The organism is Agrobacterium tumefaciens (genome assembly GCF_013318015.2).
Lineage (GTDB): Bacteria > Pseudomonadota > Alphaproteobacteria > Rhizobiales > Rhizobiaceae > Agrobacterium > Agrobacterium tumefaciens.
In genome coordinates this window covers 185,159-208,753 of sequence record NZ_CP115841.1, presented here as the reverse complement: position 1 = coordinate 208,753, position 23,595 = coordinate 185,159, and the positions used below count along the sequence as shown (strand labels likewise).

Annotated in this window: 28 protein-coding genes and 1 tRNA gene; 27 read left to right on the top strand and 2 right to left on the bottom strand. The window is 58.3% G+C overall.

Features of this window, described 5'->3' with window-relative positions; all coding sequences use genetic code 11:
- The first annotated feature begins 75 nt into the window (after window positions 1–75).
- The 17 genes from G6L97_RS01035 (at window position 76) to G6L97_RS00955 (ending at window position 14,936) form a co-directional block, all read left to right on the top strand.
- Window positions 76–855, top strand: coding sequence for a DUF1217 domain-containing protein (locus tag G6L97_RS01035; protein ID WP_003515087.1), 780 nt, complete (start codon window positions 76–78; stop codon window positions 853–855).
- Between the two features lies 1 nt (window position 856).
- A complete protein-coding gene (gene flgF / locus G6L97_RS01030) occupies window positions 857–1,591 on the top strand; it encodes a flagellar basal-body rod protein FlgF (protein WP_003515085.1) in 735 nt (244 codons plus the stop codon).
- An 11-nt stretch (window positions 1,592–1,602) separates the two neighbouring features.
- On the top strand, window positions 1,603–3,009 hold the full coding sequence (fliI, locus tag G6L97_RS01025) for a flagellar protein export ATPase FliI (protein WP_003515084.1): 1,407 nt from the start codon (window positions 1,603–1,605) through the stop codon (window positions 3,007–3,009).
- 3 nt (window positions 3,010–3,012) lie between these two features.
- The gene (locus G6L97_RS01020; RefSeq protein WP_174002633.1) at window positions 3,013–3,585 is read left to right on the top strand and encodes a hypothetical protein; all 573 of its coding nucleotides are present in this window, start codon (window positions 3,013–3,015) and stop codon (window positions 3,583–3,585) included.
- A gap of 238 nt (window positions 3,586–3,823) precedes the next feature.
- Window positions 3,824–4,216 carry a flagellar basal body rod protein FlgB gene (flgB, locus tag G6L97_RS01015; RefSeq protein WP_003515082.1) on the top strand — a complete coding sequence of 131 codons (393 nt, stop codon included), beginning with the start codon at window positions 3,824–3,826 and terminating at the stop codon, window positions 4,214–4,216.
- Window positions 4,217–4,219: 3 nt separating this feature from the next.
- Window positions 4,220–4,639, top strand: a complete 420-nt coding sequence (gene flgC, locus G6L97_RS01010) for a flagellar basal body rod protein FlgC (RefSeq protein ID WP_003515081.1) — start codon at window positions 4,220–4,222, stop codon at window positions 4,637–4,639.
- The gene (locus tag G6L97_RS01005; RefSeq protein ID WP_003515080.1) at window positions 4,636–4,971 is read left to right on the top strand and encodes a flagellar hook-basal body complex protein FliE; all 336 of its coding nucleotides are present in this window, start codon (window positions 4,636–4,638) and stop codon (window positions 4,969–4,971) included. The genes flgC and G6L97_RS01005 overlap by 4 nt, the downstream gene beginning before the upstream one ends.
- A gap of 122 nt (window positions 4,972–5,093) precedes the next feature.
- On the top strand, window positions 5,094–5,882 hold the full coding sequence (gene flgG, locus G6L97_RS01000) for a flagellar basal-body rod protein FlgG (RefSeq protein ID WP_003515079.1): 789 nt from the start codon (window positions 5,094–5,096) through the stop codon (window positions 5,880–5,882).
- Window positions 5,883–5,902: 20 nt separating this feature from the next.
- Entirely contained in the window at window positions 5,903–6,391 is a 489-nt protein-coding gene (flgA, locus tag G6L97_RS00995; RefSeq protein WP_013635474.1) for a flagellar basal body P-ring formation chaperone FlgA, read from the top strand.
- On the top strand, window positions 6,388–7,509 hold the full coding sequence (locus G6L97_RS00990; RefSeq protein WP_174002631.1) for a flagellar basal body P-ring protein FlgI: 1,122 nt from the start codon (window positions 6,388–6,390) through the stop codon (window positions 7,507–7,509). Before flgA ends, G6L97_RS00990 begins: the two co-directional genes overlap by 4 nt.
- The gene (locus tag G6L97_RS00985; RefSeq protein WP_003515063.1) at window positions 7,506–8,042 is read left to right on the top strand and encodes a MotE family protein; all 537 of its coding nucleotides are present in this window, start codon (window positions 7,506–7,508) and stop codon (window positions 8,040–8,042) included. Before G6L97_RS00990 ends, G6L97_RS00985 begins: the two co-directional genes overlap by 4 nt.
- The gene (gene flgH / locus G6L97_RS00980) at window positions 8,039–8,755 is read left to right on the top strand and encodes a flagellar basal body L-ring protein FlgH (protein ID WP_003515062.1); all 717 of its coding nucleotides are present in this window, start codon (window positions 8,039–8,041) and stop codon (window positions 8,753–8,755) included. Before G6L97_RS00985 ends, flgH begins: the two co-directional genes overlap by 4 nt.
- A gap of 28 nt (window positions 8,756–8,783) precedes the next feature.
- Window positions 8,784–9,284 carry a flagellar basal body-associated FliL family protein gene (locus G6L97_RS00975; RefSeq protein WP_013635471.1) on the top strand — a complete coding sequence of 167 codons (501 nt, stop codon included), beginning with the start codon at window positions 8,784–8,786 and terminating at the stop codon, window positions 9,282–9,284.
- Window positions 9,281–10,018: a flagellar type III secretion system pore protein FliP gene (gene fliP, locus G6L97_RS00970; protein WP_003515060.1), complete on the top strand. Its 738-nt coding sequence runs from the start codon at window positions 9,281–9,283 to the stop codon at window positions 10,016–10,018. Before G6L97_RS00975 ends, fliP begins: the two co-directional genes overlap by 4 nt.
- A 372-nt stretch (window positions 10,019–10,390) precedes the next feature.
- Complete coding sequence (locus tag G6L97_RS00965; protein WP_003515059.1) at window positions 10,391–11,401, top strand: flagellin N-terminal helical domain-containing protein; 1,011 nt, start codon at window positions 10,391–10,393, stop codon at window positions 11,399–11,401.
- Window positions 11,402–11,992: 591 nt separating this feature from the next.
- Complete coding sequence (locus G6L97_RS00960; protein WP_065703815.1) at window positions 11,993–13,336, top strand: flagellin N-terminal helical domain-containing protein; 1,344 nt, start codon at window positions 11,993–11,995, stop codon at window positions 13,334–13,336.
- 262 nt (window positions 13,337–13,598) lie between these two features.
- On the top strand, window positions 13,599–14,936 hold the full coding sequence (locus G6L97_RS00955; RefSeq protein WP_065703813.1) for a flagellin N-terminal helical domain-containing protein: 1,338 nt from the start codon (window positions 13,599–13,601) through the stop codon (window positions 14,934–14,936).
- Between the two features lie 196 nt (window positions 14,937–15,132).
- On the opposite strand, the gene G6L97_RS00950 is transcribed toward G6L97_RS00955, so the two are convergent.
- Window positions 15,133–15,207 (bottom strand) — tRNA-Thr (locus G6L97_RS00950).
- Between the two features lie 155 nt (window positions 15,208–15,362).
- Between G6L97_RS00950 and G6L97_RS00945 the strand changes: the two genes are divergently transcribed.
- The 10 genes from G6L97_RS00945 (at window position 15,363) to G6L97_RS00900 (ending at window position 22,266) form a co-directional block, all read left to right on the top strand.
- A complete protein-coding gene (locus G6L97_RS00945; RefSeq protein WP_013635467.1) occupies window positions 15,363–15,629 on the top strand; it encodes a hypothetical protein in 267 nt (88 codons plus the stop codon).
- A 102-nt stretch (window positions 15,630–15,731) separates the two neighbouring features.
- Window positions 15,732–17,024: a UDP-N-acetylglucosamine 1-carboxyvinyltransferase gene (murA, locus tag G6L97_RS00940; RefSeq protein ID WP_013635466.1), complete on the top strand. Its 1,293-nt coding sequence runs from the start codon at window positions 15,732–15,734 to the stop codon at window positions 17,022–17,024.
- 115 nt (window positions 17,025–17,139) lie between these two features.
- Window positions 17,140–17,580, top strand: coding sequence for a DUF2948 family protein (locus G6L97_RS00935; protein ID WP_065703811.1), 441 nt, complete (start codon window positions 17,140–17,142; stop codon window positions 17,578–17,580).
- 131 nt (window positions 17,581–17,711) lie between these two features.
- Window positions 17,712–19,010 carry a histidinol dehydrogenase gene (hisD, locus tag G6L97_RS00930; RefSeq protein WP_003515053.1) on the top strand — a complete coding sequence of 433 codons (1,299 nt, stop codon included), beginning with the start codon at window positions 17,712–17,714 and terminating at the stop codon, window positions 19,008–19,010.
- 3 nt (window positions 19,011–19,013) lie between these two features.
- Entirely contained in the window at window positions 19,014–19,487 is a 474-nt protein-coding gene (locus G6L97_RS00925; RefSeq protein WP_003515052.1) for a UPF0262 family protein, read from the top strand.
- A gap of 2 nt (window positions 19,488–19,489) precedes the next feature.
- Window positions 19,490–19,978: an arsenate-mycothiol transferase ArsC gene (locus G6L97_RS00920; protein ID WP_065688347.1), complete on the top strand. Its 489-nt coding sequence runs from the start codon at window positions 19,490–19,492 to the stop codon at window positions 19,976–19,978.
- Window positions 19,979–20,188: 210 nt separating this feature from the next.
- The gene (infA, locus tag G6L97_RS00915) at window positions 20,189–20,407 is read left to right on the top strand and encodes a translation initiation factor IF-1 (RefSeq protein WP_003493814.1); all 219 of its coding nucleotides are present in this window, start codon (window positions 20,189–20,191) and stop codon (window positions 20,405–20,407) included.
- 34 nt (window positions 20,408–20,441) lie between these two features.
- Window positions 20,442–21,065, top strand: a complete 624-nt coding sequence (locus tag G6L97_RS00910; RefSeq protein WP_003515050.1) for a Maf-like protein — start codon at window positions 20,442–20,444, stop codon at window positions 21,063–21,065.
- 3 nt (window positions 21,066–21,068) lie between these two features.
- Window positions 21,069–21,296, top strand: a complete 228-nt coding sequence (yacG, locus tag G6L97_RS00905) for a DNA gyrase inhibitor YacG (RefSeq protein WP_003515047.1) — start codon at window positions 21,069–21,071, stop codon at window positions 21,294–21,296.
- A gap of 148 nt (window positions 21,297–21,444) precedes the next feature.
- Window positions 21,445–22,266 carry a DUF6030 family protein gene (locus G6L97_RS00900; RefSeq protein ID WP_111782819.1) on the top strand — a complete coding sequence of 274 codons (822 nt, stop codon included), beginning with the start codon at window positions 21,445–21,447 and terminating at the stop codon, window positions 22,264–22,266.
- 27 nt (window positions 22,267–22,293) lie between these two features.
- Here the strand turns inward: G6L97_RS00900 and galE are convergent, their stop codons facing one another.
- Window positions 22,294–23,325 carry a UDP-glucose 4-epimerase GalE gene (gene galE, locus G6L97_RS00895; RefSeq protein WP_111782820.1) on the bottom strand — a complete coding sequence of 344 codons (1,032 nt, stop codon included), beginning with the start codon at window positions 23,323–23,325 and terminating at the stop codon, window positions 22,294–22,296.
- Between the last annotated feature and the right edge of the window lie 270 nt (window positions 23,326–23,595).

Sequence of the window (23,595 nt, the reverse complement as noted above, 5' to 3'; positions counted from 1 at the left end):
AAGCAACATCCGGCATTATCCCGACAAAGGCGGACGTGCGCCTTGGTATCGGGATCAAACGAGAGCGGCGGTTCAGTGACTTCCACCTACACCAGCTACAGACTGATCAGTCAGGACATCGGCAAATCGCTTGAGCGTGTGTCGAAGCAACCCGACGTGGCGCGCGAAACCGAATATTACCGGTCGAAGATCGGCAGCGTGAAATCCGTCGACGACTTCATGGCCGATACCCGTCTTTACAATTATGCGCTGAAAGCTAACGGCCTCGAGGACATGGCCTATGCGAAAGCCTTCATCCGCAAGGTGCTGACCGAAGGCACGGCCGACAAGAACGCCTTCGCCAACAAGCTTTCCGACAGCCGCTATTCGGACCTTGCGAAATCGCTCGACTTTGCAAGTCTCGGTGCAGCTGCAACTGCGACCGAAGCGGCCCAGTCCGGCATCATCAGCAAATACACCCGCCAGACGCTGGAGCAGGAGGCGGGCGGCGACAATAACGGTGTCCGGCTTGCTCTTTACTTCGAGCGCAAGGCACCAACGATCAAATCGGGTCTCGATTTTCTAGCCGACGACGCGCTCGCGCAGGTGTTCCGCACCGCCTACAACCTGCCTGACGAAATTGCGGCAGGAAGCGTCGAAAAACAGGCCGCGCTCATCGAAAAATCCATCAATATCAAGGATCTGCAAAATCCTGAAAAGGTCGGCAAGCTGCTCGAGCGTTTCACCATCATGTGGGAGATGCAAAATCCCTCCACGACCTATGATCCTCTGGCCGTTTTCGGCTCCTCCAGCGGCTACGGCATTTCCCCGGACCTGCTGATCTCCATCAACTCCCTGAAACTCGGAGGCAAATGATATGCAATCCGGACTATACGTCGCCCTTTCCTCGCAGATTGCGCTGGAGCGTCGTCTCACCACCATTTCCGACAATATGGCGAATGCGAACACGGTGGGTTTCCGCGGTTCCGAAGTGAAATTCGACGAAATGGTCGCCAAGAACCACAATGACATGAATGCCAAGGTGGCGTTCGTATCGCAGGGTAACGACTATCTCTCCACCCGTCAGGGCGCCTTCGAACAGACTGGCAATAGTTTCGATTTCGCCATCAAGGGCGATGCCTGGTTCGCGATGGACACACCCGACGGCCAGATCCTGAGCCGCGACGGGCGTTTCACCATGCGCCCGGACGGCGCGCTCATCTCCTCAAGCGGTTATCCGGTTCTCGACGCCGGCGGCGGTCCCATCCAGCTCAATGCGAATGGTGGCCCGATCACCGTCAGTCTCGATGGCGCTATCAGGCAGAACGACAACATCGTCGCCACGCTCGGTATCTTCCAGGCGGATTTCTCGAAAGGCTTCCTGCGCCATCCCAATAGCGGCGTGAAGCCCGTGGCCCCGCCGACGCCGGTCGTCAACAATCACGAGGTCGGCGTCGTTCAGGGTTATCTCGAGCAGTCGAACGTCAACGGCATTTCCCAGATGACGCAGCTCATCCAGGTCAACCGGGCCTTCGAGAGCATTTCGTCGCTGATGCGCGATACCGAATCCACTTTCGGCGATGCCATCAAGACGCTTGGCGGCGCACGTTAAGGAACTGAGCGATGACAATGCCGGAATCCACGCTCACGGTCGAGGCGATTTCACCGAAGCTCGCCCAGCTCGCCAGCCTTGCCGGGCACTATGCCGATCCGGAGTTTTCGGTGGCGCCGGGCGGCCATGTCCGCACCATCGCCGCCGGACACTACACGGTTTCCGGCCTGTCGCGGCATGTGAGGCTGGGCGAGTTCGTCGCCCATCGCAGCGCGACCGGTATCCATCTCGGCGAAGTCGTGCGCGTGGAACCCGATATCTGCTACGTCTGCCCCATCGAACCGGGCGAGCCGATTGGCATTCACGACACCGTCATCCGCAAGGGTGCCTTCCGCGTTGCGCCTGACGACAGCTGGTGCGGCCGCACCATCAATGCGCTTGGCGAACCCATCGATGGCAAGGGTCCGCTTGCATCAGGCACGGAGCGCCGTCCGATTTCCAGCAATGCACCGCCGTCGATGACGCGCAAGCGGGTGGAGACGCCTTTCAAGACGGGTGTCCGGGCAATCGATATTTTCTCGCCTCTCTGCCTTGGCCAGCGTCTCGGCATTTTTGCGGGCTCAGGCGTGGGAAAATCCACGCTCCTATCGATGCTTGCCAAGGCCGACGCCTTCGACAAGGTCGTCATCGGACTTGTCGGCGAGCGCGGTCGCGAAGTGCGCGAGTTCATCGAGGATACGATGGGCGAGAATATGGGCAAGTCCGTCGCCGTTGTCGCGACCAGCGACGAAAGCCCGATGCTGCGCAAGATGGCGCCGCTTTCGGCCGTCACCATTGCCGAATATTTCCGTGACAGGGGCGACAACGTCCTTCTTATCATCGACAGCGTGACCCGTTTTGCCCATGCGATCCGCGAAGTGGCGGTCGCTTCGGGTGAACCGCCGGTGGCACGCGGCTATCCGGCCTCGGTCTTCACCGAATTGCCGCGCCTTCTGGAGCGGGCGGGACCCGGCGCCGAAGGCAGCGGTACCATCACCGCCATCGTCTCCATTCTGGTGGACGGCGACAACCACAACGATCCGATTGCCGATTCGACCCGCGGTATTCTCGACGGCCACATCGTGCTGGATCGCAGCCTTGCAGAAGAAGGCCGCTATCCTCCGATCAATCCTCTGGCCTCGATCTCGCGTCTCGCCAAGAAGGCATGGACACCGGATCAGGAAAAGCTGGTGTCGCGTCTGAAAGCGCTGGTGCACCGCTTTGAGGAAACGCGGGATCTGCGCCTCATCGGCGGTTATCGACCCGGCACCGATCCCGATCTCGACATGGCGGTGAAACAGGTTCCGATCATCTATGAAACGCTGAAACAGCTTCCGAATGAACCGGCGGCGCAGGACGCCTACGCCGATCTGGCGACCGCGTTGCGCGGTGGAGTGCAAAATAATCAGCCACAGGTAAACCCGAGAATGAGAGGCTGACCCGTGAAAAAGAAACAGATCGACAAGATCGACGATAACGACCTCGAGAACGTACAGCCGCAGCCTCCCTTCTTCACGCCCGACCGTATTCTGGCGTGGACGGGAATAGGACTTGCCGCCGCCGCCGCATTTTTCCCCTGGTACGTGTTCTTTAACGAGGACAAGTTTGGAATGAGAGTGGCAGACGGCGACCGCACGCGCGACTTGCCCCATACCGGTCCGCGCGAAGTCTTCAGCGTTTCGCCCCTGGCCATGACCAATCGCAACAAGGAAGACGCGCCAGCGCCCGGCGAATTGCCGGACATGCTGACGACGGCGACGGTCAGCGAAAAGGGTAAGGAAAAACAGAACAATCTCGCCGCAGGGCTTGAAGGCCAGCCCTTCCCCGGCCAGACCTCCTTCCGCCTGCTGCATGTCTCCAACGGCCGCGCCCTCATCGAGGACGGATCGGGCATGTATATGGTGCGGGTGGGCTCCACATTGCCCGACAATGCGCGCCTGACCAAAATCGAGCAGCGCGACGGCGAGTGGATGATAGAGACTTCTTCCGGTAAAACCTATCATCCCGAGAAGTAGTCAGACCGGCACTCTGCTGAAGTCTGCTGCCGTCGCCGGATCCAGTCAGGCAGGACGGAGACGTCTTCGCAATTCACTATTCGATCCCAAGGCGTGCCGCATTTAACGGCGCGCCATTTTTGTTTTCGCAATCGCCTTCGGGATCAGATTCTCCAGTGCTTCCGCACCTACGCGCCTCACCGCAAGTCTGACGCAAGATTAGCACCGTAGGTTCGGGCCATACGAGATGGAGAAGTCTATGCAACCGATTCAACTGTTCGATCTGGCCTCCCGCCAAGCGGAATGGCTGAGCGTGCGGCAGGAAGTCGTGGCGACCAACATCGCCAACGCCAACACACCCAAGTTTCACGCCAAGGATGTCAGTCCTTTCGAAGCGGTCATGCAGGCCACCAGCCAGCAGGTCGGCATGGCGAAGACCCATCCCGCCCATTTCGGTGCTAGCGAGCTCAGCGAAAATATCGCGGTGCGCGACAACCCGATCAATAACGAGATCGGCATGCAGGAGTCCGGCAATTCGGTCGCGCTTGCCGAGGAAATGACCAAGACCGGCGAGATCAAGCGGCAATACGACCTGAACGCCAGTCTCGTCAAATCCTTCCATCGCATGATGCTGATGACGGTAAAGAGGTAAACCATGGATCCCTTGAGTGCGGCGAGCAAGATCGCGGGCAGCGGCCTGGAAGTGCAGTCCACCCGACTACGTATCGTTTCGGAGAACATTGCCAACGCAAGATCGACCGGCGACACGCCTGGCGCCGACCCCTATCGCCGCAAGACCGTGACATTCGGCTCCGAGCTTGACCGCGTAAGCGGCGTGCAGCGCGTGACGGTAAAGAAGCTTGGCGTCGACCGCGGCGATTTCGTCCATGAATACGACCCCGGCAATCCGGCCGCCGACACCAGCGGCATGGTCAAGATGCCGAACGTCAACGTCCTGATCGAAATGGCGGATATGCGCGAAGCCAACCGCAGCTACGACGCCAACCTTCAGGTCATCCGCCAGACACGCGACCTCGTCGCCTCCACCATCGACCTTCTGAAAGCATCGCAATGATCGACGGCATCAAACAACTCGGTTCCCTCTCGCTCACGCGTGGCACGAGCAACGTCTCTTCGCTGACCGACAGCATTTTCGGCAGCCAGCAGACGACGCCCGCCCAGCAGACGGGCGCAAGCTTCGCAAGCGTTCTCGGCAATATGTCGACGGATGCGATGAACAACCTGAAGAAGGCGGAAGTGGCCTCCTTCGAAGGTATTCAGGGCAAGGCAAACACACGCGAAGTGGTCGATGCCGTGCTTTCGGCCGAGCAGTCGCTGCAAACGGCCATCGCGTTCCGCGACAAGATCGTGTCGGCCTATCTCGACATTACCAAGATGCAGATCTAGAGCGCGTCCGGTTTGAAGCCAATCGTTGGCCGCGCTCTAGGCCTTTGTTTTTAAGCACTTTCCGGACGCAGAACCGCTCCGCGCCTTTACTGGAAATGCTCTAGCCCCGCAGGAAAAATGACATGAGAGCTCTTGCCATCGCTGCCACCGGTATGGACGCCCAGCAGACCAATCTGGAAGTCATTGCCAACAACATCGCCAACATCAACACCACCGGCTACAAGCGCGCGCGTGCAGAGTTTACCGATCTTCTGTACCAGACCGAACGCATGCAGGGTGTGCCGAACCGTGCCAACCAGGCGATCGTGCCTGAGGGAGCGAATATCGGCCTCGGCGTGCAGACTTCCGCGGTGCGCAACATCCACACCCAGGGCAACCTGATCGAAACCGGCAACAAGCTCGACGTGGCAATCATCGGCCAGGGCTGGTTTCAGATCGAGGCGGCCGACGGTTCGACGCTCTACAGCCGCGCCGGCGCCTTCAACAAGAATGCTGACGGCAACCTCGTGACGGTTGATGGCTACAATGTCATCCCGAACATCAATATCCCGACCGACGCGCAGGACATCACCATCACCCGCACGGGTCAGGTGACCGCCCGCATCGGTAACGCTGCGGATTTCACTGAACTCGGCCAGTTGACCATCGCCAACTTTGCCAACGAGGCGGGTCTGAAGCCGCTCGGCGACAACCTCTTTTCCCAGACGCCGGCCTCCGGCGCCGCCGTTATCGGCGTGCCTGACGATCCGAGCTACGGCTACATCAAGCAATCCTACCTCGAAGGCTCGAACGTCGATGCCGTCAAGGAAATCACCGACCTCATCACGGCGCAGCGCGCCTACGAGATGAATTCCAAGGTCATCACCACCGCTGACGAAATGGCTTCGATTGTCAGCAAGAACCTGAAGTAAGAACGGAAAGGCAGGCGGACATGAGGTTTGGCCGGAAACATAGCAGCTGCAGAACGGCACTCGTCCGTATGTGCCTTGCGTCTGCCTTTTCACTGGGTGCCATGGCACCCGCTTTTGCACAGGCACCGACGGCGCTGGTTCCTACTCGCACGATCTATCCGGGCGAGACGATCACGCCCGAACAAGTGAAGCCGGTGGAAGTGACCAACCCCAACATTTCCGCTGGTTACGCGAGCGATATCAGCGAAGTGGAAGGCATGATCTCCAAGCAGACATTGCTTCCCGGCCGCACAATCCCCATTGCAGCGCTTCGTGAACCGTCACTTGTGGTGCGCGGCACGAGCGTCAAACTCGTTTTCCACATCGGCAACATGACGCTGATGGCATCCGGAACGCCCATGAGCGACGGCTCGCTCGGCGAGGTCGTAAGGGTACGCAACATCGATTCCGGCGTGATGGTCAGCGGTACCGTCATGAAGGACGGAACCATTCAGGTTATGGCGAAATGAAAGTGCTTCGTATCCTCTGTGTGGCTCTGGTCATTTCGGCCCTGCCCTTCATCTCGACGCCGCCAGCCCAGGCAGACACGTCCCGTATCAAGGATATCGCATCCCTGCAGGCCGGACGCGACAACCAGCTGATCGGATATGGTCTCGTCGTGGGCCTACAGGGCACCGGCGACAGCCTGCGCTCTTCACCCTTCACCGAACAGTCCATGCGCGCCATGCTGCAGAACCTCGGCATCACCACGCAGGGCGGCCAGTCCAATGCCAAGAACATCGCCGCCGTGATGGTGACGGCCAACCTGCCGCCATTCGCCAGCCCCGGCAGCCGTGTAGACGTGACGGTCAGCTCGCTCGGCGACGCCTCCTCGCTTCGCGGCGGCAACCTCATCATGACATCGCTTTCCGGTGCAGACGGGCAGATCTATGCGGTCGCTCAGGGAGCACTGATCGTCAACGGCTTTTCGGCCCAGGGCGACGCAGCGACATTGACGCAGGGCGTCACGACCTCGGCGCGCGTGCCGAACGGCGCGATCATCGAGCGGGAACTGCCGTCGAAATTCAAGGATTCGGTCAATCTGGTCCTTCAGCTGCGCAATCCCGATTTTTCGACCGCGGTGCGCGTCGCAGATGTCGTTAACGCCTTTGCCCGCGCCCGTTACGGCGATGGCATCGCCGAACCGCGCGATTCGCAGGAAATCTCGGTGCAGAAGCCCCGCACCGCCGACCTGACGCGGTTGATGGCGGAAATCGAAAACCTGACGGTCCAGACGGATACGCCGGCGAAAGTCGTGATCAACGAGCGCACGGGCACGATCGTCATCGGCGCGGATGTGCGTATTTCCCGCGTGGCGGTGAGCTATGGAACGCTGACCGTGCAGGTGACGGAATCGCCGCAGGTCATCCAGCCGGCGCCCTTCTCGCGCGGCGAGACGGCGGTGCAACCGCAGACGGATATCATGGCACTGCAGGAAGGCAGCAAGGTCGCCATCGTCGAAGGCCCTGACCTTCGCACGCTGGTTGCCGGTCTCAACAGCATCGGGCTCAAGGCGGACGGCATCATCGCCATTCTGCAAGGCATCAAATCCGCCGGCGCCCTTCAGGCGGAGCTCGTGCTGCAATGATGGAACTTCAGAAGAAAACTGCTTTCAGGAACGGCTTTACCCGGTTCGCGGCCATTGCCTCGCTGCTTTTCCTGCTGCCCGCCGCCGGCGCCGAAAGCCAGCAAAACGTGGTGTCCGAACTCAGCACGCAGGATGAAATCCAGAAATTCTGCACCAATATTGCCGATGCGGCCCGCGACCAGCGCTATCTCATGCAGAAGCAGGAGCTGGAAAAGCTTCAGGCTGACGTCAACGAGCGCATTTCCGCGTTGCAGGACCGCAAGGCGGAATATGAGGACTGGCTGGCACGCCGCAATCATTTCCTCGAGCAGGCGAAAAGCAATCTGGTCGATATCTACAAGACGATGAAGGCGGATGCCGCAGCACCGCAGCTCGAGAAGATGCATGTGGAAATCGCGGCTGCCATCATCATGCAGCTTCCGCCGCGCCAATCGGGCCTCATCCTCAGTGAAATGGATGCTCAGAAAGCCGCAATCGTCGCCGGCATCATGTCGCAGGCAATCGACAAAAACACTTCGAAGGATCCTTCATGACCCCGCGTCTTCCGGCCCTCCTCCTGCCGCTTGCCCTGCTTGCCGGCTGCCAGAACAACCAGACCCTGAAGGAAATCGGCAACGCTCCCGCGATGAGCCCGATCGGCAGCGGCCTGCAATTCAGCCAGACGCCGCAGATGGGCATGTATCCGAAGCAGCCAAAGCACATGGCGAGCGGCTATTCGTTGTGGAGCGACAGCCAGGGTGCGCTGTTCAAGGATCTACGTGCGCTTAACATCGGCGACATCCTGACCGTCAACATCCAGATCAACGACAAGGCCGATTTCGACAACGAAACCGAGCGCAACCGTACTAATTCCAGCGGCCTGAACTGGAAGGCAAAGGCGGAAATCTTAGGTTGGACGCCGGAGGCAGATTCCAACATCAAATACGGCTCCGATACAGACACCCAGGCCAAGGGCAAGACCAAGCGTTCCGAAAAGCTGACGCTGATGGTGGCGGCCGTGGTGACCGGCATTCTCGAAAACGGCAACCTCATCATCAGCGGTTCGCAGGAAGTGCGCGTGAATCACGAAATCCGCATCCTCAACGTCGGCGGTATCGTCAGGCCGCAGGATGTCGATGCGCAGAACATGATCTCCTACGAGCGCATCGCCGAGGCGCGCATCTCCTACGGTGGCCGCGGCCGCCTGACGGAAGTGCAGCAACCCCCGGTCGGTCAGCAGGTCGTCGACCTGTTCTCGCCGCTCTGACGCCGACATGCGAAAGCGGGACTGACCCATGGAAAACGAACAGACTGAGGGCAAGAAAAAATCCTCGCCGATGGTCATGACCATCGCTGGCGTTGCAATCCTCACCCTGCTGGGTGCGGGCGGCGGCTGGTTCGTGGGCGGCATGGTCGCCCCGAAGATCGCCGGCGCCGAGGCGCATGCCCCGGCTGCCGCTGGCGAACATGGCGAGAAGAAGGGCGAGGGCATCGATAAAATCCCGGCAGAGGCGAACGGTATCGTCCAGCTCGATCCCATCACCACCAACCTTGCATACCCCTCCACGAACTGGGTGCGGCTTGAAGTGGCGCTGATGTTCAAGGGTCCGGTAGAGGTCAATCTCGCGGAGGATATCCATCAGGATATCATGGCCTACGTCCGCACCGTTTCCCTTCAGCAGCTGGAAGGCCCGCGCGGCTTTCAATATCTTAAGGATGACATTCAGGAACGAGTTGACCTGCGCTCTCAAGGGCGCGTATCCAAGGTCATGTTCCGGACCTTTGTCATCGAATGATTCGATTTCTTGTTACCATCGCTGTTCTTCTGGCTTTGCCGGGCCTTGCCAACGCCCAGCAATTTCCGACCGATCTGTTCAATACACAGATAGACGGATCCGTCGCCGCATGGATCATTCGCACCTTCGGCCTTTTGACGGTCTTGTCAGTCGCGCCGGGCATCCTGATCATGGTCACAAGCTTTCCGCGCTTCGTGATCGCCTTCTCCATCCTGCGCTCCGGCATGGGGCTTGCCTCGACCCCGTCGAACATGATCCTCTTGTCGATGGCGATGTTCATGACCTTCTACGTCATGTCGCCGACCTTCGATAAAGCCTGGACAGACGGCGTGCAGCCGTTGTTGCAAAACCAGATCAACGAACAGCAGGCCATTGGGCGCATCGCCGAACCCTTCCGCACCTTCATGAACGCCAATACGCGCGACAAGGATCTGAAGCTGTTCGTCGATATCGCCCGCGAGCGCGGACAGGTCGTGATGACCGACAATGTTGTCGACTACCGCGTGCTCGTTCCGGCCTTCATGCTTTCGGAAATCCGGCGCGGTTTCGAGATCGGTTTCCTAATCATCCTGCCGTTTCTGGTCATCGATCTCATCGTCGCCACCATCACCATGGCCATGGGCATGATGATGCTGCCACCCACCTCGATTTCCCTGCCGTTCAAGATCCTTTTTTTCGTGCTGATCGACGGCTGGAACCTGCTGGTCGGCAGCCTTGTGAGATCGTTCAACTGACGGCAATTGTGCCGAAATAATCTTCGTTAATCCTGTTTGTTAACCCCGCAGCCCCACGGCTGCGGGGTTTTTGCGTTTTAACCCTTTAGTTACCGTTTTTGCTAGGGGTCGGATAACTATAATTTTAAATTAAAAACTTACCAATTAAATATACTTCGCAGTAACCATAAGTATTTTCTAGTACTTCTTAATGCTCAAATTAACAATTGGGCAATTCTTTGCTGCCAAATTCTCCCTACACACAGCGGGTTTGGTTTCCAAAGGCAAGTAATTCGGAACCGAGTGGCATGAAGCCGAAACGTTGTGACCGGTAATACAAAGTCCGGAATGTCCCCAACTCCAGTATCTCGTAAAAACAAGGGACAAAATACTATGGCAAGCATTCTCACCAACGCCTCCTCTATGGCTGCTCTCCAGACGCTGCGTTCGATCGGCAACAACATGGAGACCACGCAGGGTCGTATCTCGACCGGCCTGAAGGTAGGCTCCGCCTCCGACAACGCCGCTTACTGGTCCATCGCGACCACGATGCGTTCGGACGCTTCGGCGCTCTCCACCGTTTCTGACGCACTCGGCATCGGCGCAGCCAAGGTCGACACCGCGTACTCCGGCATGGAAGCGACGATCAAGGTCGTTCAGGAAATCAAGGACAAGCTGATCCTTGCCCAGGACCCGACTGCCGACAAGAAGAAGATCCAGAAGGAAATCGGCCAGCTCCAGAAGCAGCTGACGTCGATCGCCGACTCCGCGACCTTCAACGGTGAAAACTGGCTGAAGACGAAAGCATCCAACGACGGCGCAGCATTCGCTGCCGGTACTGACGATGCGGCTATTGCCAACCTGAAGAAGCAGGTTGTTGCTTCCTTCACCCGTGACTCCGCTGGCGCCGTCAAGGTTCAGCGCGTCGATCTGCAGCTCAGCGGCTCGAACGTTCTGTTCGATACCGGCGCTGTAACAGACGGCAAGGGTACGGGCATCCTCGACAAGGCAGCTGTAGCAGACGGCGTTAAGCAGTCGGTTTCGAACCTCGATATTTCCGACCTGAGCATCTACAAGGGCGCTGGTGCCACCATGCTCGGCACTGCCGCTGCAACGGACAACGACATCCTCGACAAGCTCATCACCCACGTTGACAAGCAGCTTGAAACCCTCAACAGCGCTGCTGCCGATCTGGGCGCGGTCTCCAATCGCATCTCGATGCAGGGTGACTTCGTTTCCAAGCTGACGGCAACGATGGAAAAGGGTATCGGCCGTCTGGTTGACGCTGACATGAACGAAGAGTCGACCCGCCTCAAGGCTCTGCAGACGCAGCAGCAGCTGGCAATCCAGGCTCTGTCGATCGCCAACAGCGACTCGCAGAACATCCTGTCGCTCTTCCGTTAATCGGACCGAAAATTACAAAAGTCGAGCCGCGCCCGAAAGGGCGCGGTTTTGCATTTGTGGAGTGCTCCGCAAACGGGAAGATTTCGTTTACCATCCTTGCTTTGAAAGCATTTACCACGATTTGAGCGAAGCGCCGGGAGCGCCCTGAAATTAGGGAATTGGAAAGCACCGGCTGTCAGATTTTGGGCATGGACAAGCGGATAGCCGCTGGCCTGAATGACACTACACGCAGGATCGCAAGCGGAGGCTGACCGTCTTGCAATTGCGTGAAACAGGCAAACGTGACGGAGGCTGACCCAAGCGTATTGCCCTTTTATCAAAGCCGCATCCGGAAACGGGTGCGGCTTTATTATTTTTTAAACATTTCAGGCTACGCGCGCATGCGCGCGAAGATTGCATAATAAAATCTCAGCGTGTGCATTTTTTTGCGACCCTTAGCTCTTCATTAACCATATGGAGGTTAGCTAGAGCCATCGAAACGGCGAGCTAACCATTAAAAATCAGCAGGTTAGCAGGCATGATGCTGTGCGCTGTTCCCGGTGAGACCGGAATGTCCCTTCTTTAATCAGCCATTCAAGGGGCAAATTTACTATGACGAGCATTCTCACTAACGTAGCAGCTATGTCTGCACTCCAGACCCTGCGCTCCATCGGCCAGAACATGGAAACGACGCAGGACCGCGTGTCTTCCGGCCAGCGCGTCGGCGAAGCTTCCGATAACGCCGCTTACTGGTCGATCGCGACCACCATGCGTTCCGACAACGGCGCTCTTTCCGCTGTACAGGACGCCCTCGGCCTCGGTGCCGCCAAGGTTGATACCGCCTATTCGGGTATGGAATCGTCCATCGACGTCGTCAAGGAAATCAAGAACAAGCTGGTTGCCGCCCGCGAACCCGGTGTCGACAAGTCCAAGATCCAGGAAGAAATCACCCAGCTGCAGGATCAGCTGAAGTCGATCTCCAGCTCCTCGTCTTTCTCCGGTGAAAACTGGCTGCAGGCAACCGTCAGCAACGGTGCTGGCGAACTGAAAAACGTCACCAAGCAGATCGTTGGCTCCTTCATCCGCGACGCTGCCGGCAACGTGTCCGTAAAGACCGTCAACGTTGACCTGAGCCGCAACACGGTGCTTTTCGACACGTCTTCGGGCGCTGCAAAGGACAAGCAGGGCGTCCTCGACTCCTACGCCTATTTTTCTTCCACGGGCAGCTACAAGCTGTTCGAAATCACCAATGACTCGGACGGCGTAGGCGCCGCCCAGCCGGTGACCAAGGTTGCAGCAGCCAAGGTTTACACTGAAGCCCAACTGAAGGGTCTGAAGGAAGCAACTGCCGGCACCCCCGTCACCTTCACCACCGCTGCTGCAACGGGTATCGTCACGATCGCTAACGCCGATGCGACAGTCCCCGACGTCAACGGCACCTACTTCAATCTTGGCAACGACCAGTATGTGAAAATCAACACGACTGCGCCGACTTTGCCGGCAACCAAGACCAACATTGCCGTTGGCCTCGACGGCACCACCAAGATCTACCTGGAAGAAGGCGCAACCGCCCAGCTCGCAACGCAGCTCACCTACTCCCTGACGTCTCTGGACATCACCAAGGACCTGACCGGCACGTTCAAGAACAGCGACGGCTCGGCAGTCTCGGAAAACCAGTACCTCGACGCCATGGTTTCCTTCGTTGACAAGCAGCTCCAGAGCATGACGTCCGCCGCTGCCGACCTCGGCTCGGTCAAGATGCGCATCGAACTGCAGGAAAACTTCGTCAACAAGCTGACCGACTCGCTCGACAAGGGCATCGGCCGTCTCGTCGACGCTGAAATGAACGAAGAATCCACGAAGCTGAAGGCTCTTCAGACCCAGCAGCAGCTGGCTGTTCAGGCCCTGTCGATCGCCAACAACGACTCGCAGAGCATCCTGTCGCTCTTCCGTTAATCGGAAAAGACATCGCCAAAAAATCGAGCCGCATCCGAAAGGGTGCGGCTTTTTCCGTCATGGTTAAGAGAAATTATTATTTCCTAATTTTTATTAACAACAGTTTAGGCTTTGTTAACCATTCGGGCCCTAAAACCTAGCCATCGAAACGATTGGTTAACCAAGACGAAAAAGAGGTTAACAGGCATCAAGCCGCGCGATCGTTACCGGCGGCAATCCGGAATGTCCCTTTTCATTTAAGCCAATCAAGGGGCAAATAATTATGACCAGCATTTTGACGAACGTCGCGGCAATGGCCGCCCTTCAGACCCTCCGCGCAATCGGCAGCGACATGGAAGAAACGCAGTCGCGCGTCTCCTCCGGCCTGCGCGTCAAAACCGCGTCCGACAACGCCGCCTACTGGTCTATCGCGACCACCATGCGTTCGGATAACGGTGCTCTTTCCGCTGTTCAGGACGCCCTCGGCCTCGGCGCCGCAAAGGTCGATACAGCCTATTCCGCCATGGAAACCACTGTCGATGTCGTCAAGGAAATCAGCAAGAAGCTGGTTGCCGCCCGCGAGGCCGGCGTCGACAAGGCAAAGATTCAGGAAGAAATCCGTCAGCTCCAGGACCAGCTGAAAAGCATCGGCGAATCCGCCTCCTTCTCCGGCGAAAACTGGCTTAAGGGCAAGATCAGCGACGCATCCGGCAACCTCACCCCCATAACGAAGCAGATCGTCGGCTCCTTCATCCGTGACGGCGCGGGCAATGTTGCAGTCAAGACGATCAACGTTCAGGTCGACAACAAGACTGCCCTTTTCGATACCTCGACCGGTGCGGCGAAAAACGGTATCCTCGATAGCGCCGCCTATTATTCCGATACAGGCTCCCTGCGCAATTTCGAGATTACCACGACCACACCCGCAGGTGTTGCCACAAACACGCCCTCTACCGCAAAGGTGTTCACGCAATCCCAGCTTCTGGGTTTCCCCTCGGGGACGACGACCACAGTTTCTGCTCCAGACGCAGTAACCGGCCTCGTAACCGTTGCTGCGGCGACAACCGCACGAAACAACGGCACCTACTTCAAGATCGGCGAAAACGCAGCGGGTGAAGCCCTCTACGTAAAAGCCAACAATACCGCGCCGATGCCTGCAGGCACCACTGTAACGGCAATCGGAACCGGCGGTTCGTCCAATAACAATATTTACCTCGAAACCGCCGCCGCAGATTCCCAGATGGCACAGAAGCTCGGCTACTCGCTGATCGATCTCGACATCACCAAGGATCTCAGCGGTTTGCTGGACGCCAAGGGCCAGCCGTTGACGGACAATGACGGCCTCGACAACATGATCCAGTTCGTCAACACCAAGCTGGAATCGCTGATCAGCGCGAGCGCCGATCTCGGCTCCATCAAGATGCGCCTCGATCTTCAGGAAGATTTCGTCAACAAGCTCACAGACTCCATCGACAAGGGCGTCGGCCGCCTCGTCGACGCAGACATGAACGAAGAGTCCACCAAGCTGAAGGCTCTGCAGACACAGCAGCAGCTGGCAATCCAGTCGCTCTCCATCGCCAATACCAGCTCCGAGAATATCCTGTCGCTATTCCGCCAGTAAGCGGCGCCCGTTGGCTACGGGCGGTTTCGTCCCGCTCTGGCAGCAACAGAATATTCGGAAATGGAAACCGCGCTTCGCAAGAGGCGCGGTTTTCACATTTACCGAGACCAGTGCAGAATGCTGCGAAAAAGCAAGCCGACATCGTGGACAAGACCCACCGGCACGTTGCGTAAATTTCTGATTTTATTGGGGAAAATGGTGCTGCTAGAGAGATTTGAACTCTCGGCCTCTCCCTTACCAAGGGAGTGCTCTACCCCTGAGCTATAGCAGCATCCGGTGCCGAAGCGTTTGCTTCAGCATCAAGCGTGGCGGCCTATTGCCATAGGTTTTTGACGAGCGCAAGTCGCAAAACGATATTCTTCAACAAGCGGGGCAAAAAAGCGTTCCCCCTGTTGAAAAACGTATTTTTCGGATATTGCTGAATTTATGAACGAACATCATGACAAACAGGCAAAGGCGGCGGTTTCCGTGAACGCTTCAGAAGACCCCGTTGCCCTTGCGGCAAGCGGCAACGCGCAGGCAGGTCCCGGCGAGAAGGCGCGGCAACGCGAGGCGGAGCGCAAGGCGCGGGCAGCGAAGAAGCTGCGTGAAAACCTGCAGAAGCGCAAACAGCAGGTTCGCGCGCGCCGGGCCGGCGATGCGGATGAGACGATTGGCCTGCCTGCCGCAAAAACGGACGAATCATCCTCATAGAGAATTCACCAGCATCATTTGAAACGCCGCGGAAACTCGTCTAAGGACGCGCATTTCCGCAAGGCATGATTAAGAAAGGCGGGCACAGGCCCGTAGGGACGCATGGATCGCATCAGAATTACGGGTGGTAACAAGCTCAACGGCATCATTCCCATCTCCGGCGCGAAAAACGCCGCCTTGCCGTTGATGATCGCTTCGCTTCTGACCAGCGACACGCTAACGCTCGAAAACGTGCCGCATCTGGCGGACGTCGAGCAGCTCATCCGTATTCTCGGCAATCATGGCGTCGATATTTCGGTCAATGGTCGTCGCGAAAGCCAGGGCGAAGCCTATTCCCGCACGGTCCACTTCACCTGCCGCACCATTGTCGACACCACCGCACCTTACGAGCTGGTTTCCAAGATGCGCGCCAGCTTCTGGGTCATCGGCCCGCTTCTGGCCCGTGAAGGCCGTGCGCGCGTTTCACTGCCCGGCGGCTGTGCCATCGGCACACGTCCGGTGGACCTGTTCATCGAGGGCCTGCAGGCGCTTGGCGCAACGATGGAGATCGATGGCGGCTATATCAACGCCAGCGCTCCGAAGGGCGGCCTTATCGGCGCTGTTTATACCTTCCCGAAAGTCTCCGTCGGCGCGACGCATGTGATGCTGATGGCCGCGAGCCTTGCAAGAGGCACCACCGTCATTCACAACGCCGCCCGCGAACCGGAAGTCGTCGATCTAGCGCACTGCCTGATTGCGATGGGCGCGAAGATCGAAGGCGCTGGCACCTCCACCATCACCATCGAGGGCGTCACATCGCTTTCCGGCGCACGCCACCGGGTGCTGCCTGACCGTATCGAGACAGGCACCTATGCCATGGCCGTTGCCATGGCTGGCGGTGATGTGGTGCTGGAAGGCACGCGTGCATCGCTGCTCGACAATGCGCTGGACACGCTGCGGCTTGCCGGAGTGTCGATCAGCGACACGGAGACCGGTCTGCGCGTCGTGCGCAACGGCAACGGCATTCAGCCGGTCGATATCGTCACCGAACCCTTCCCCGGCTTCCCTACCGACCTTCAGGCGCAGTTCATGGCGCTGATGACCCGGTCGCAGGGTGTATCCCACATTACCGAAACCATCTTCGAAAACCGCTTCATGCATGTGCAGGAACTGGCCCGTCTCGGCGCGAAGATTTCGCTCTCCGGGCAGATGGCCCGTATCGAAGGCGTTACCCGCCTGAAGGGTGCGCCTGTCATGGCAACCGATCTGCGCGCCTCGGTGTCGTTGGTCATTGCGGGCCTGGTGGCGGAAGGCGAGACCATGGTTTCGCGCGTCTACCACCTCGATCGCGGTTTCGAACGGCTTGAAGAAAAGCTCACCCGCTGCGGTGCGCTGGTCGAACGCGTCAGCGATTGATCCTTTCATCGCCGCTCATTCGTTTTCTCCCCGTTGCAGAGCGGGCCGCGACTGCCTATTTCCTGTACAAGGAATAGACATTGCGGGCGCGGCCCCGCGGAAAAGGAAGAAAACGATGAGCGGCCTGAAATTGCTCGCGCTGGATACTGAAGATCTCTCCGTCATTTCGACGCACATGCAGGACAGCGTCTTCAAACTGAAGGACGTTGCATTCGAGGCAAAGCAGGGCCAATTTACACTTTCCGCCAATCGTTTCGTCTGGGAAAGCGCGAATAAGAAGAACCTGCCGCCGGAGCGATGCCGCAGCGTGGTTTTCCTGAAGCGGGTCTCCGCCGTCCGCTCGCACGGCATCAATCGCAATGATAAGGAACAGGTGCTTTCGCTCCTTGCAATCCGCTTCGTGCAGAACGGCGAAGGTCCTGATGGCGCCGTCGAACTGACGCTTTCGGGCGGCGGGGCTATCGCACTCGATGTCGAATGCATCGAGGCGCAGCTGACGGATGTGAGCGGCGCCTGGGAAACTGCCGCCAAACCGCATCATCCCGATAGCGAATAAGCTCTCCACGCCATTGCAACGGTTGCCTTTCGTCACTGTTTCGATTTATGCCACATACCAGAGCCGCATTTTTCTGCGGTGAGTTCGTGCACCTCGCGGGATCGCCGCGAGGAAAATGAGAGGGTAATGGCGTGGCAATCTGGCTGGAGCGGGCATCGGCTGATTTCGAACAGAAATTCGCTGCCTTCCTGACAACCAAGAGGGAAGTTTCGGAAGACGTCAACGCGACCGTTCGCGACATCATCGATGACGTCCGCAATCGCGGCGATGCGGCCCTGGCCCACTACTCCATTAAATTCGACGGGATCGATTTCTCGAAGGTCTCGATGCGGGTGACAGCGGAAGAGATCGATGCGGCCGTCGCAGCCGTTGACAGAAGTGTCATCGAAGCTCTCGAACTCGCAGCCCGGCGCATTGAAAAACACCATGCGCGGCAGATGCCGAAGGACGATATCTACGAAGACGAGATCGGTGTGGGCCTAGGTTCACGCTGGACGGCGATCGAAGCTGTCGGCCTTTATGTGCCCGGCGGCACCGCGAGCTATCCAAGCTCCGTCCTTATGAATGCTGTCCCCGCCAAGGTTGCCGGTGTAGAGCGTATCGTCATGGTCGTGCCGGCGAATGGCGGCGTGATAAACCCCGCCGTTCTTGCCGCCGCGCGCATCGCAGGTGTTGAGGAAATCTACCGCATTGGCGGCGCACAGGCCGTGGCTGCACTCGCCTACGGCACGGAAACAATCACGCCTGTCGCCAAGATTGTCGGCCCCGGCAATGCCTATGTGGCGGCCGCGAAACGGCATGTCTTCGGAACTGTCGGCATCGACATGATCGCCGGGCCTTCCGAAGTGCTTGTCATTGCCGACAAGGACAACGATCCGGATTGGCTGGCCGCCGATCTTCTGGCGCAGGCGGAGCATGACCGTGGCGCGCAGTCCATCCTCATCACCGACAATGCAGAACTCGGCAAGGCGGTGGAGGCGGCGGTGGAACGGCAGCTGAAACGGCTGTCGCGCGCCGAGACGGCAGCGGCGAGCTGGGCGGATTTCGGTGCGATCATTCTCGTCGAAAAGCTCACCGATGCCATTCCCTTGGCCAACCGCATTGCGGCCGAGCATCTGGAGCTTGCCGTTGACGATCCGGACGCGCTGATGGCGCATATCCGCAATGCCGGCGCGATCTTCGTCGGGCGCCATACGCCTGAGGTGATCGGCGATTATGTCGGCGGCTCCAACCACGTTCTGCCGACGGCGCGCTCAGCGCGCTTCTCTTCCGGCCTTTCGGTGCTGGATTTCGTCAAGCGTACCTCGATCCTACGTCTCGGGCCTGAGCAGCTGCGGCAGCTTGCGCCGGCGGCGATCACCCTTGCCCGTTCGGAGGGGCTGGACGCGCATGCGCGCTCCGTCTCCATTCGCCTCAACCCGGAAAGTTAAGAGATGGCTTCAGGCGATTTCCGGCTCTGCGATGTGGTTCTGGACGATAGCATCGGCCGGTCCACGCCGGACGTGGAGCATGAACGCGCCGTCGCCATTTTCGATCTGATCGAGGAAAACACGTTCGAACCATTCGGCCATGAGGGCGGCCCATACCGGCTGCACATATCGCTGGTCGATGCCAAGCTGGTTTTCTCGATCAAGACCGAAGACGAGAAGGATGTCTCGACCCATATCCTGTCGCTGACGCCGTTCCGCCGCATCATCAAGGATTATTTCCTGATCTGCGAAAGCTATTACGAGGCGATACGCTCCTCCACTCCAAGCCAGATCGAGGCGATCGACATGGGCAGGCGGGGCATTCACAATGACGGCTCGCAGACTTTGATGGACCGGCTTTCCGGCAAGATCAAGATCGATTTCGATACTGCGCGCCGTCTCTTCACCCTTGTCTGTGTGCTTTATTGGCGGGGTTAGAGATGAGAGATCCCGCCACGGCTCCAAATGGGGGACAGGCTCCCAAATCGGTCCTCTTCATGTGCGGTATGAACTCCATCCGTTCTCCCATGGCCGAGGTCATCGCCAAACGACTGGTGGCGCCCGGCATCTACATCCAGTCGGCCGGCGTGCGTGCGGGCGAGCGTGACCCCTTTGTGGATGCGGTGCTGGAAGAACAGGGATTTTCGCTCGGCAAACACAAACCGCGCACATTGGACGAGATCGAGGATGATTTTTTCGATCTGATCATTACATTGACACCCGAAGCTCATCACGCAGCACTTGAACTGACACGCTCCAACTCGCTCGACGTTGTCTATTGGCCAACCATGGACCCAACCGTCATCACCGGCACGCGGGACCAGATTCTGGATGCCTATCGCGAGGTGCGGGACCATCTTGCCAGGCTGATTACCGAACGCCTGCCAGGAAGGCCGCAGCCGGCAGCAGATACGCTTTCAAAAGACTGAGGTTGATTGTCCGCTTCGATCGGACCAGACACTTCAAACGCCGCACAGGACAGGCATTTATTCGATCCGCACCTCTCACCTGGCGAAAATCGGTTCCGATTTTCGCCGTGATGCTTTAGAGGTTCACAAATGTGCCGGGATTGTGTAGTTTCCGCGCAATTTTCCCGGACACGACAGGTCCGGCACTATCAACAGGAAGAAAACCCTTACATGACAAAAGAAGAAGTCCTCGAATTCCCGGGCATCGTAACCGAATTGCTGCCGAACGCAACATTCCGCGTGAAGCTTGAGAACGAACACGAAATCATCGCCCACACGGCGGGCCGCATGCGCAAGAACCGTATCCGCGTTCTGGCGGGCGACAAGGTGCTGGTCGAAATGACGCCTTACGACCTGAGCAAGGGCCGCATCACCTATCGCTTCAAGTAATCCGTTTTCGGCATTCGGAAGCCCGGGCAGCGCAATGACCAACTCAAAACAAAAGCTCGTTCTGGCATCCGGTTCGCCGCGGCGTCTGGAACTGTTGCACCAGATCGGCATCGAGCCGGCACGTCTGATGCCGATGGATATCGACGAGACGCCCGTAAAGCTTGAGCATCCGCGCACGCTGTGCCGTCGCCTGTCGCTACAGAAGGCCGAGGCTGCGCATGCGGCGCTGAAGAGCGAGCAGACGTGGAAAGACGCCTATGTTCTCGGCTCCGACACCGTGGTGGCCGTGGGTCGCCGCATTGTCGGCAAGGCGGAATATACCGAGGAGGCTTCCGCAGCGCTGCATCTTCTCTCGGGGCGCAGCCATTGGGTCTATACCGGCATCTGCCTTGTGACGCCCGGCGGCAAAATCCGTCAGAAGGTTGTGGAAACCAAGGTGCGTTTCAAACGCCTTACCACGCGCGAGATCGACGCCTATATCGCTTCCGGGCAATGGCGCGGCAAAGCCGGGGCCTATGGTATCCAGGGCATTGCCGGCTCATTCGTGCAGAAACTGACCGGCTCCTACACCAATGTCGTCGGCCTGCCGCTGTATGAGACCATGTCGCTTCTTTCCGGTGAAGGATTCGAGGTGACGTCGGGCTGGCTCGAAGGATAGACCATGACAAAATCATCTCCTGAAGGTTCGGGAAATGTCACGCCGCTTCGGAAAACGAAGCCATGTCCGGAGTGCGGGCGGCCCTCGACACGGGAAGACTATCCGTTCTGTTCGGATCGCTGCCGCTCGCTCGATCTCGCCCGCTGGCTGAACGGTTCCTACGCCATTCCTGTCGCCGACGACGAAAGCAGCGCGGACGAGCAGGACTCGTTCAAAAATTCCTCCGAATAACGTTGCGCCGCCGGAAAATCCGGCGGTGGAATACAGAATATTTTTAATGACCTTCAGCTCGCAGTACATTCACCGGGTTACCGACAGCCCGAAAGCCATATCAAAAACCGGTTGACGCCCCTCCCCCGGCAGCCATTAGGGTTCCCCGATGGACGCAAGCCTGCAAAAAAGAGTAAGGCCTGGCGCGCTGCTGTTTGCGGTGCTGGCAGTTTGTCTTGCCATATTGGCAACGGTGCTGCTTGCCAATGACAAGAAACATCTCAAAAGCCTGCTGAGCTATCTCAACCTTGCGCCTGCCACACGCTCCGCCGAGCAGCCAGCCCGGATGAAGCCCGTCAAGCGGCAAAAGGTTACCGCCCAAAAGCTCAATCTACCGCCGCATCTGCTGAAATTCGAGCAAGGCGGCGACAGGGCATCCTTTGCCCGCGACTTCGTTCTGTCCGGCAAGGACCTCTGCGACCGCTTTACCGCGGCGGGCTTTTCCAACCCGCAAGGCTGGCACGCAAGCCCGGTGAAGATCCGCAATTTCGAATGCATGGCCGATCTTGTGGTCGGGGACACGGCGAACGCGTCGGAACGGGCATCGCTTTTTCTCGACATCAGAGGCGAGGCGTCCGACGAGGTTCGCTCTATCAGGATGAAAGTGGTTGCGCCGCAGACACCTGATGGTGCCGTTATTCTGACGAAGCTTGAGGACGCGTTGGCGATGATCATCGAGCAGACCCGCTGGGCGGACCTTGCCAGCATGCTTGAGCCGGCACGCAGGCTGCAACCCTATCAGGCAGAGCATTTCGGTATTTCGGTCTCCCTAAAGCCGGAGCTGTCTGCGCCGCATCGGCTGAACCTGATTTTGCTGGCAACGGAACAATTGCCGGGACTGAAGCTCACGCGCAGCTTTTTCGACAGCGAGAAATGGCTTCCCGCTGCCACTCTTTCGGATCGACCGGTCCTCTATTTTTCCGTCAGGTAGAACCGCATCCCGAAAACCAACGGCTGCTCAGCCTATCGCTGCCAGTTTATGCTGCCCAGGCAGAATCCTGTCGCTTCGCTGGGCTTGACGTTTGGCCTCCCACTGAAGGGCCGTGCGAACGATGGTTGTGAGATCATTGAAACGCGGCGACCATCCGAGTTCCGACTGGATGCGGCTCGAATCCGCAACCATCGCGGCAATGTCGCCGGCGCGGCGGGGACAATGGATAACCGGGAAATCGTTTCCAGATTCCCGCTGCACGGCATGTAGCACGTCCAGTACCGAATAGCCGACGCCATAACCGCAATTGAGCGTTCGTGTGCCGCCACCAGCACGCAGATGCGCCATTGCGAGCACATGCGCGTCGATCAGATCGCTGACATGGATATAGTCGCGAACGCCGGTGCCGTCAGCGGTCGGATAATCGGTTCCGTAAACCTCAACCTTGTCGCGCCGGCCGGTTGCCGCTTCGCACGCTACCTTGATGAGGTTCGCCACACCCGTGGGGGACGGCCCGGCACGGCCCTTCGGGTCGGCGCCGGCAACATTGAAATAACGCAGCGCCACATAGTTGAAATCATGTGCCTGCACGACATCGCGCAACATGATTTCTGAGGCGAGTTTCGACAGGCCGTAGGGATTTTCCGGGCTGAGAACTGCCGTTTCCGGCACCGGGCCATCAAAGGGTTGGTTCCCATAGACCGCGGCAGTTGAAGAGAAGATGAAATTGCGGATACCATGACCGACTGCCGCCGCAACAAGGGCGCGGGTCGTGCCGGTATTGTTTTCGTAATATTCGAGCGGCTGGCTGATCGATTCAGGGACGCTGACGGAGCCAGCGAAGTGGAAAATGGTCTCGATCTGGTTGTGTTCGAAAATCTGGCCGAGCAAGTCGCGATCGGCGACGTCGCCGAGATAGAAACGCGCCGCTGGCGCGACCGCCCAACGTGATCCGGTCGAAAGACGGTCGACAACAACGACGTCTTCACCGGCGTCGAGCAAAGCCCACACCATGTGGCTTCCTATATAACCGGCCCCACCGGTGACCAGAACAGCCATGACATTACTTCCCTGTTTGCTTTTGTTGCGTCCATCAAAGCCAATAATTCTTCATCATTGATTACTTGCACAGCAAATACCCCACCTATCCCTCGCCCCTATGAAAAGGTGGCTTACGATTGGTTAGCGCAATGAAGTGTGTTTTATTTATTAGATGAAAATGTTCTCATAAATGGAACACAAGGCGCATAGCACAGAAAAGCCCGCACGTCGATTGGTACGCCGTGAGGTTGTAGTTTTAGCGGCTCGCCATGATTCTTTTGGCAGAAC

Excerpts from the sequence above, each read along its gene's own strand:
- fliP (WP_003515060.1), top strand. The coding sequence starts at position 9,281 with ATGATTCGATTTCTTGTTACCATCGCTGTTCTTCTGGCTTTGCCGGGC.
- G6L97_RS00920 (WP_065688347.1), top strand. The coding sequence starts at position 19,490 with ATGAGAGATCCCGCCACGGCTCCAAATGGGGGACAGGCTCCCAAATCG.
- G6L97_RS00935 (WP_065703811.1), top strand. The coding sequence starts at position 17,140 with ATGAGCGGCCTGAAATTGCTCGCGCTGGATACTGAAGATCTCTCCGTC.
- flgB (WP_003515082.1), top strand. The coding sequence starts at position 3,824 with ATGCAACCGATTCAACTGTTCGATCTGGCCTCCCGCCAAGCGGAATGG.
- G6L97_RS00965 (WP_003515059.1), top strand. The coding sequence starts at position 10,391 with ATGGCAAGCATTCTCACCAACGCCTCCTCTATGGCTGCTCTCCAGACG.
- fliI (WP_003515084.1), top strand. The coding sequence starts at position 1,603 with ATGACAATGCCGGAATCCACGCTCACGGTCGAGGCGATTTCACCGAAG.
- G6L97_RS00955 (WP_065703813.1), top strand. The coding sequence starts at position 13,599 with ATGACCAGCATTTTGACGAACGTCGCGGCAATGGCCGCCCTTCAGACC.
- G6L97_RS00910 (WP_003515050.1), top strand. The coding sequence starts at position 20,442 with ATGACCAACTCAAAACAAAAGCTCGTTCTGGCATCCGGTTCGCCGCGG.
- G6L97_RS01005 (WP_003515080.1), top strand. The coding sequence starts at position 4,636 with ATGATCGACGGCATCAAACAACTCGGTTCCCTCTCGCTCACGCGTGGC.
- infA (WP_003493814.1), top strand. The coding sequence starts at position 20,189 with ATGACAAAAGAAGAAGTCCTCGAATTCCCGGGCATCGTAACCGAATTG.
- yacG (WP_003515047.1), top strand. The coding sequence starts at position 21,069 with ATGACAAAATCATCTCCTGAAGGTTCGGGAAATGTCACGCCGCTTCGG.
- G6L97_RS00985 (WP_003515063.1), top strand. The coding sequence starts at position 7,506 with ATGATGGAACTTCAGAAGAAAACTGCTTTCAGGAACGGCTTTACCCGG.
- G6L97_RS00990 (WP_174002631.1), top strand. The coding sequence starts at position 6,388 with ATGAAAGTGCTTCGTATCCTCTGTGTGGCTCTGGTCATTTCGGCCCTG.
- G6L97_RS00960 (WP_065703815.1), top strand. The coding sequence starts at position 11,993 with ATGACGAGCATTCTCACTAACGTAGCAGCTATGTCTGCACTCCAGACC.
- G6L97_RS00945 (WP_013635467.1), top strand. The coding sequence starts at position 15,363 with ATGAACGAACATCATGACAAACAGGCAAAGGCGGCGGTTTCCGTGAAC.
- galE (WP_111782820.1), bottom strand. The coding sequence starts at position 23,325 with ATGGCTGTTCTGGTCACCGGTGGGGCCGGTTATATAGGAAGCCACATG.
- flgH (WP_003515062.1), top strand. The coding sequence starts at position 8,039 with ATGACCCCGCGTCTTCCGGCCCTCCTCCTGCCGCTTGCCCTGCTTGCC.
- flgC (WP_003515081.1), top strand. The coding sequence starts at position 4,220 with ATGGATCCCTTGAGTGCGGCGAGCAAGATCGCGGGCAGCGGCCTGGAA.
- flgA (WP_013635474.1), top strand. The coding sequence starts at position 5,903 with ATGAGGTTTGGCCGGAAACATAGCAGCTGCAGAACGGCACTCGTCCGT.
- G6L97_RS00925 (WP_003515052.1), top strand. The coding sequence starts at position 19,014 with ATGGCTTCAGGCGATTTCCGGCTCTGCGATGTGGTTCTGGACGATAGC.
- flgG (WP_003515079.1), top strand. The coding sequence starts at position 5,094 with ATGAGAGCTCTTGCCATCGCTGCCACCGGTATGGACGCCCAGCAGACC.
- G6L97_RS00975 (WP_013635471.1), top strand. The coding sequence starts at position 8,784 with ATGGAAAACGAACAGACTGAGGGCAAGAAAAAATCCTCGCCGATGGTC.
- murA (WP_013635466.1), top strand. The coding sequence starts at position 15,732 with ATGGATCGCATCAGAATTACGGGTGGTAACAAGCTCAACGGCATCATT.
- G6L97_RS00900 (WP_111782819.1), top strand. The coding sequence starts at position 21,445 with ATGGACGCAAGCCTGCAAAAAAGAGTAAGGCCTGGCGCGCTGCTGTTT.
- flgF (WP_003515085.1), top strand. The coding sequence starts at position 857 with ATGCAATCCGGACTATACGTCGCCCTTTCCTCGCAGATTGCGCTGGAG.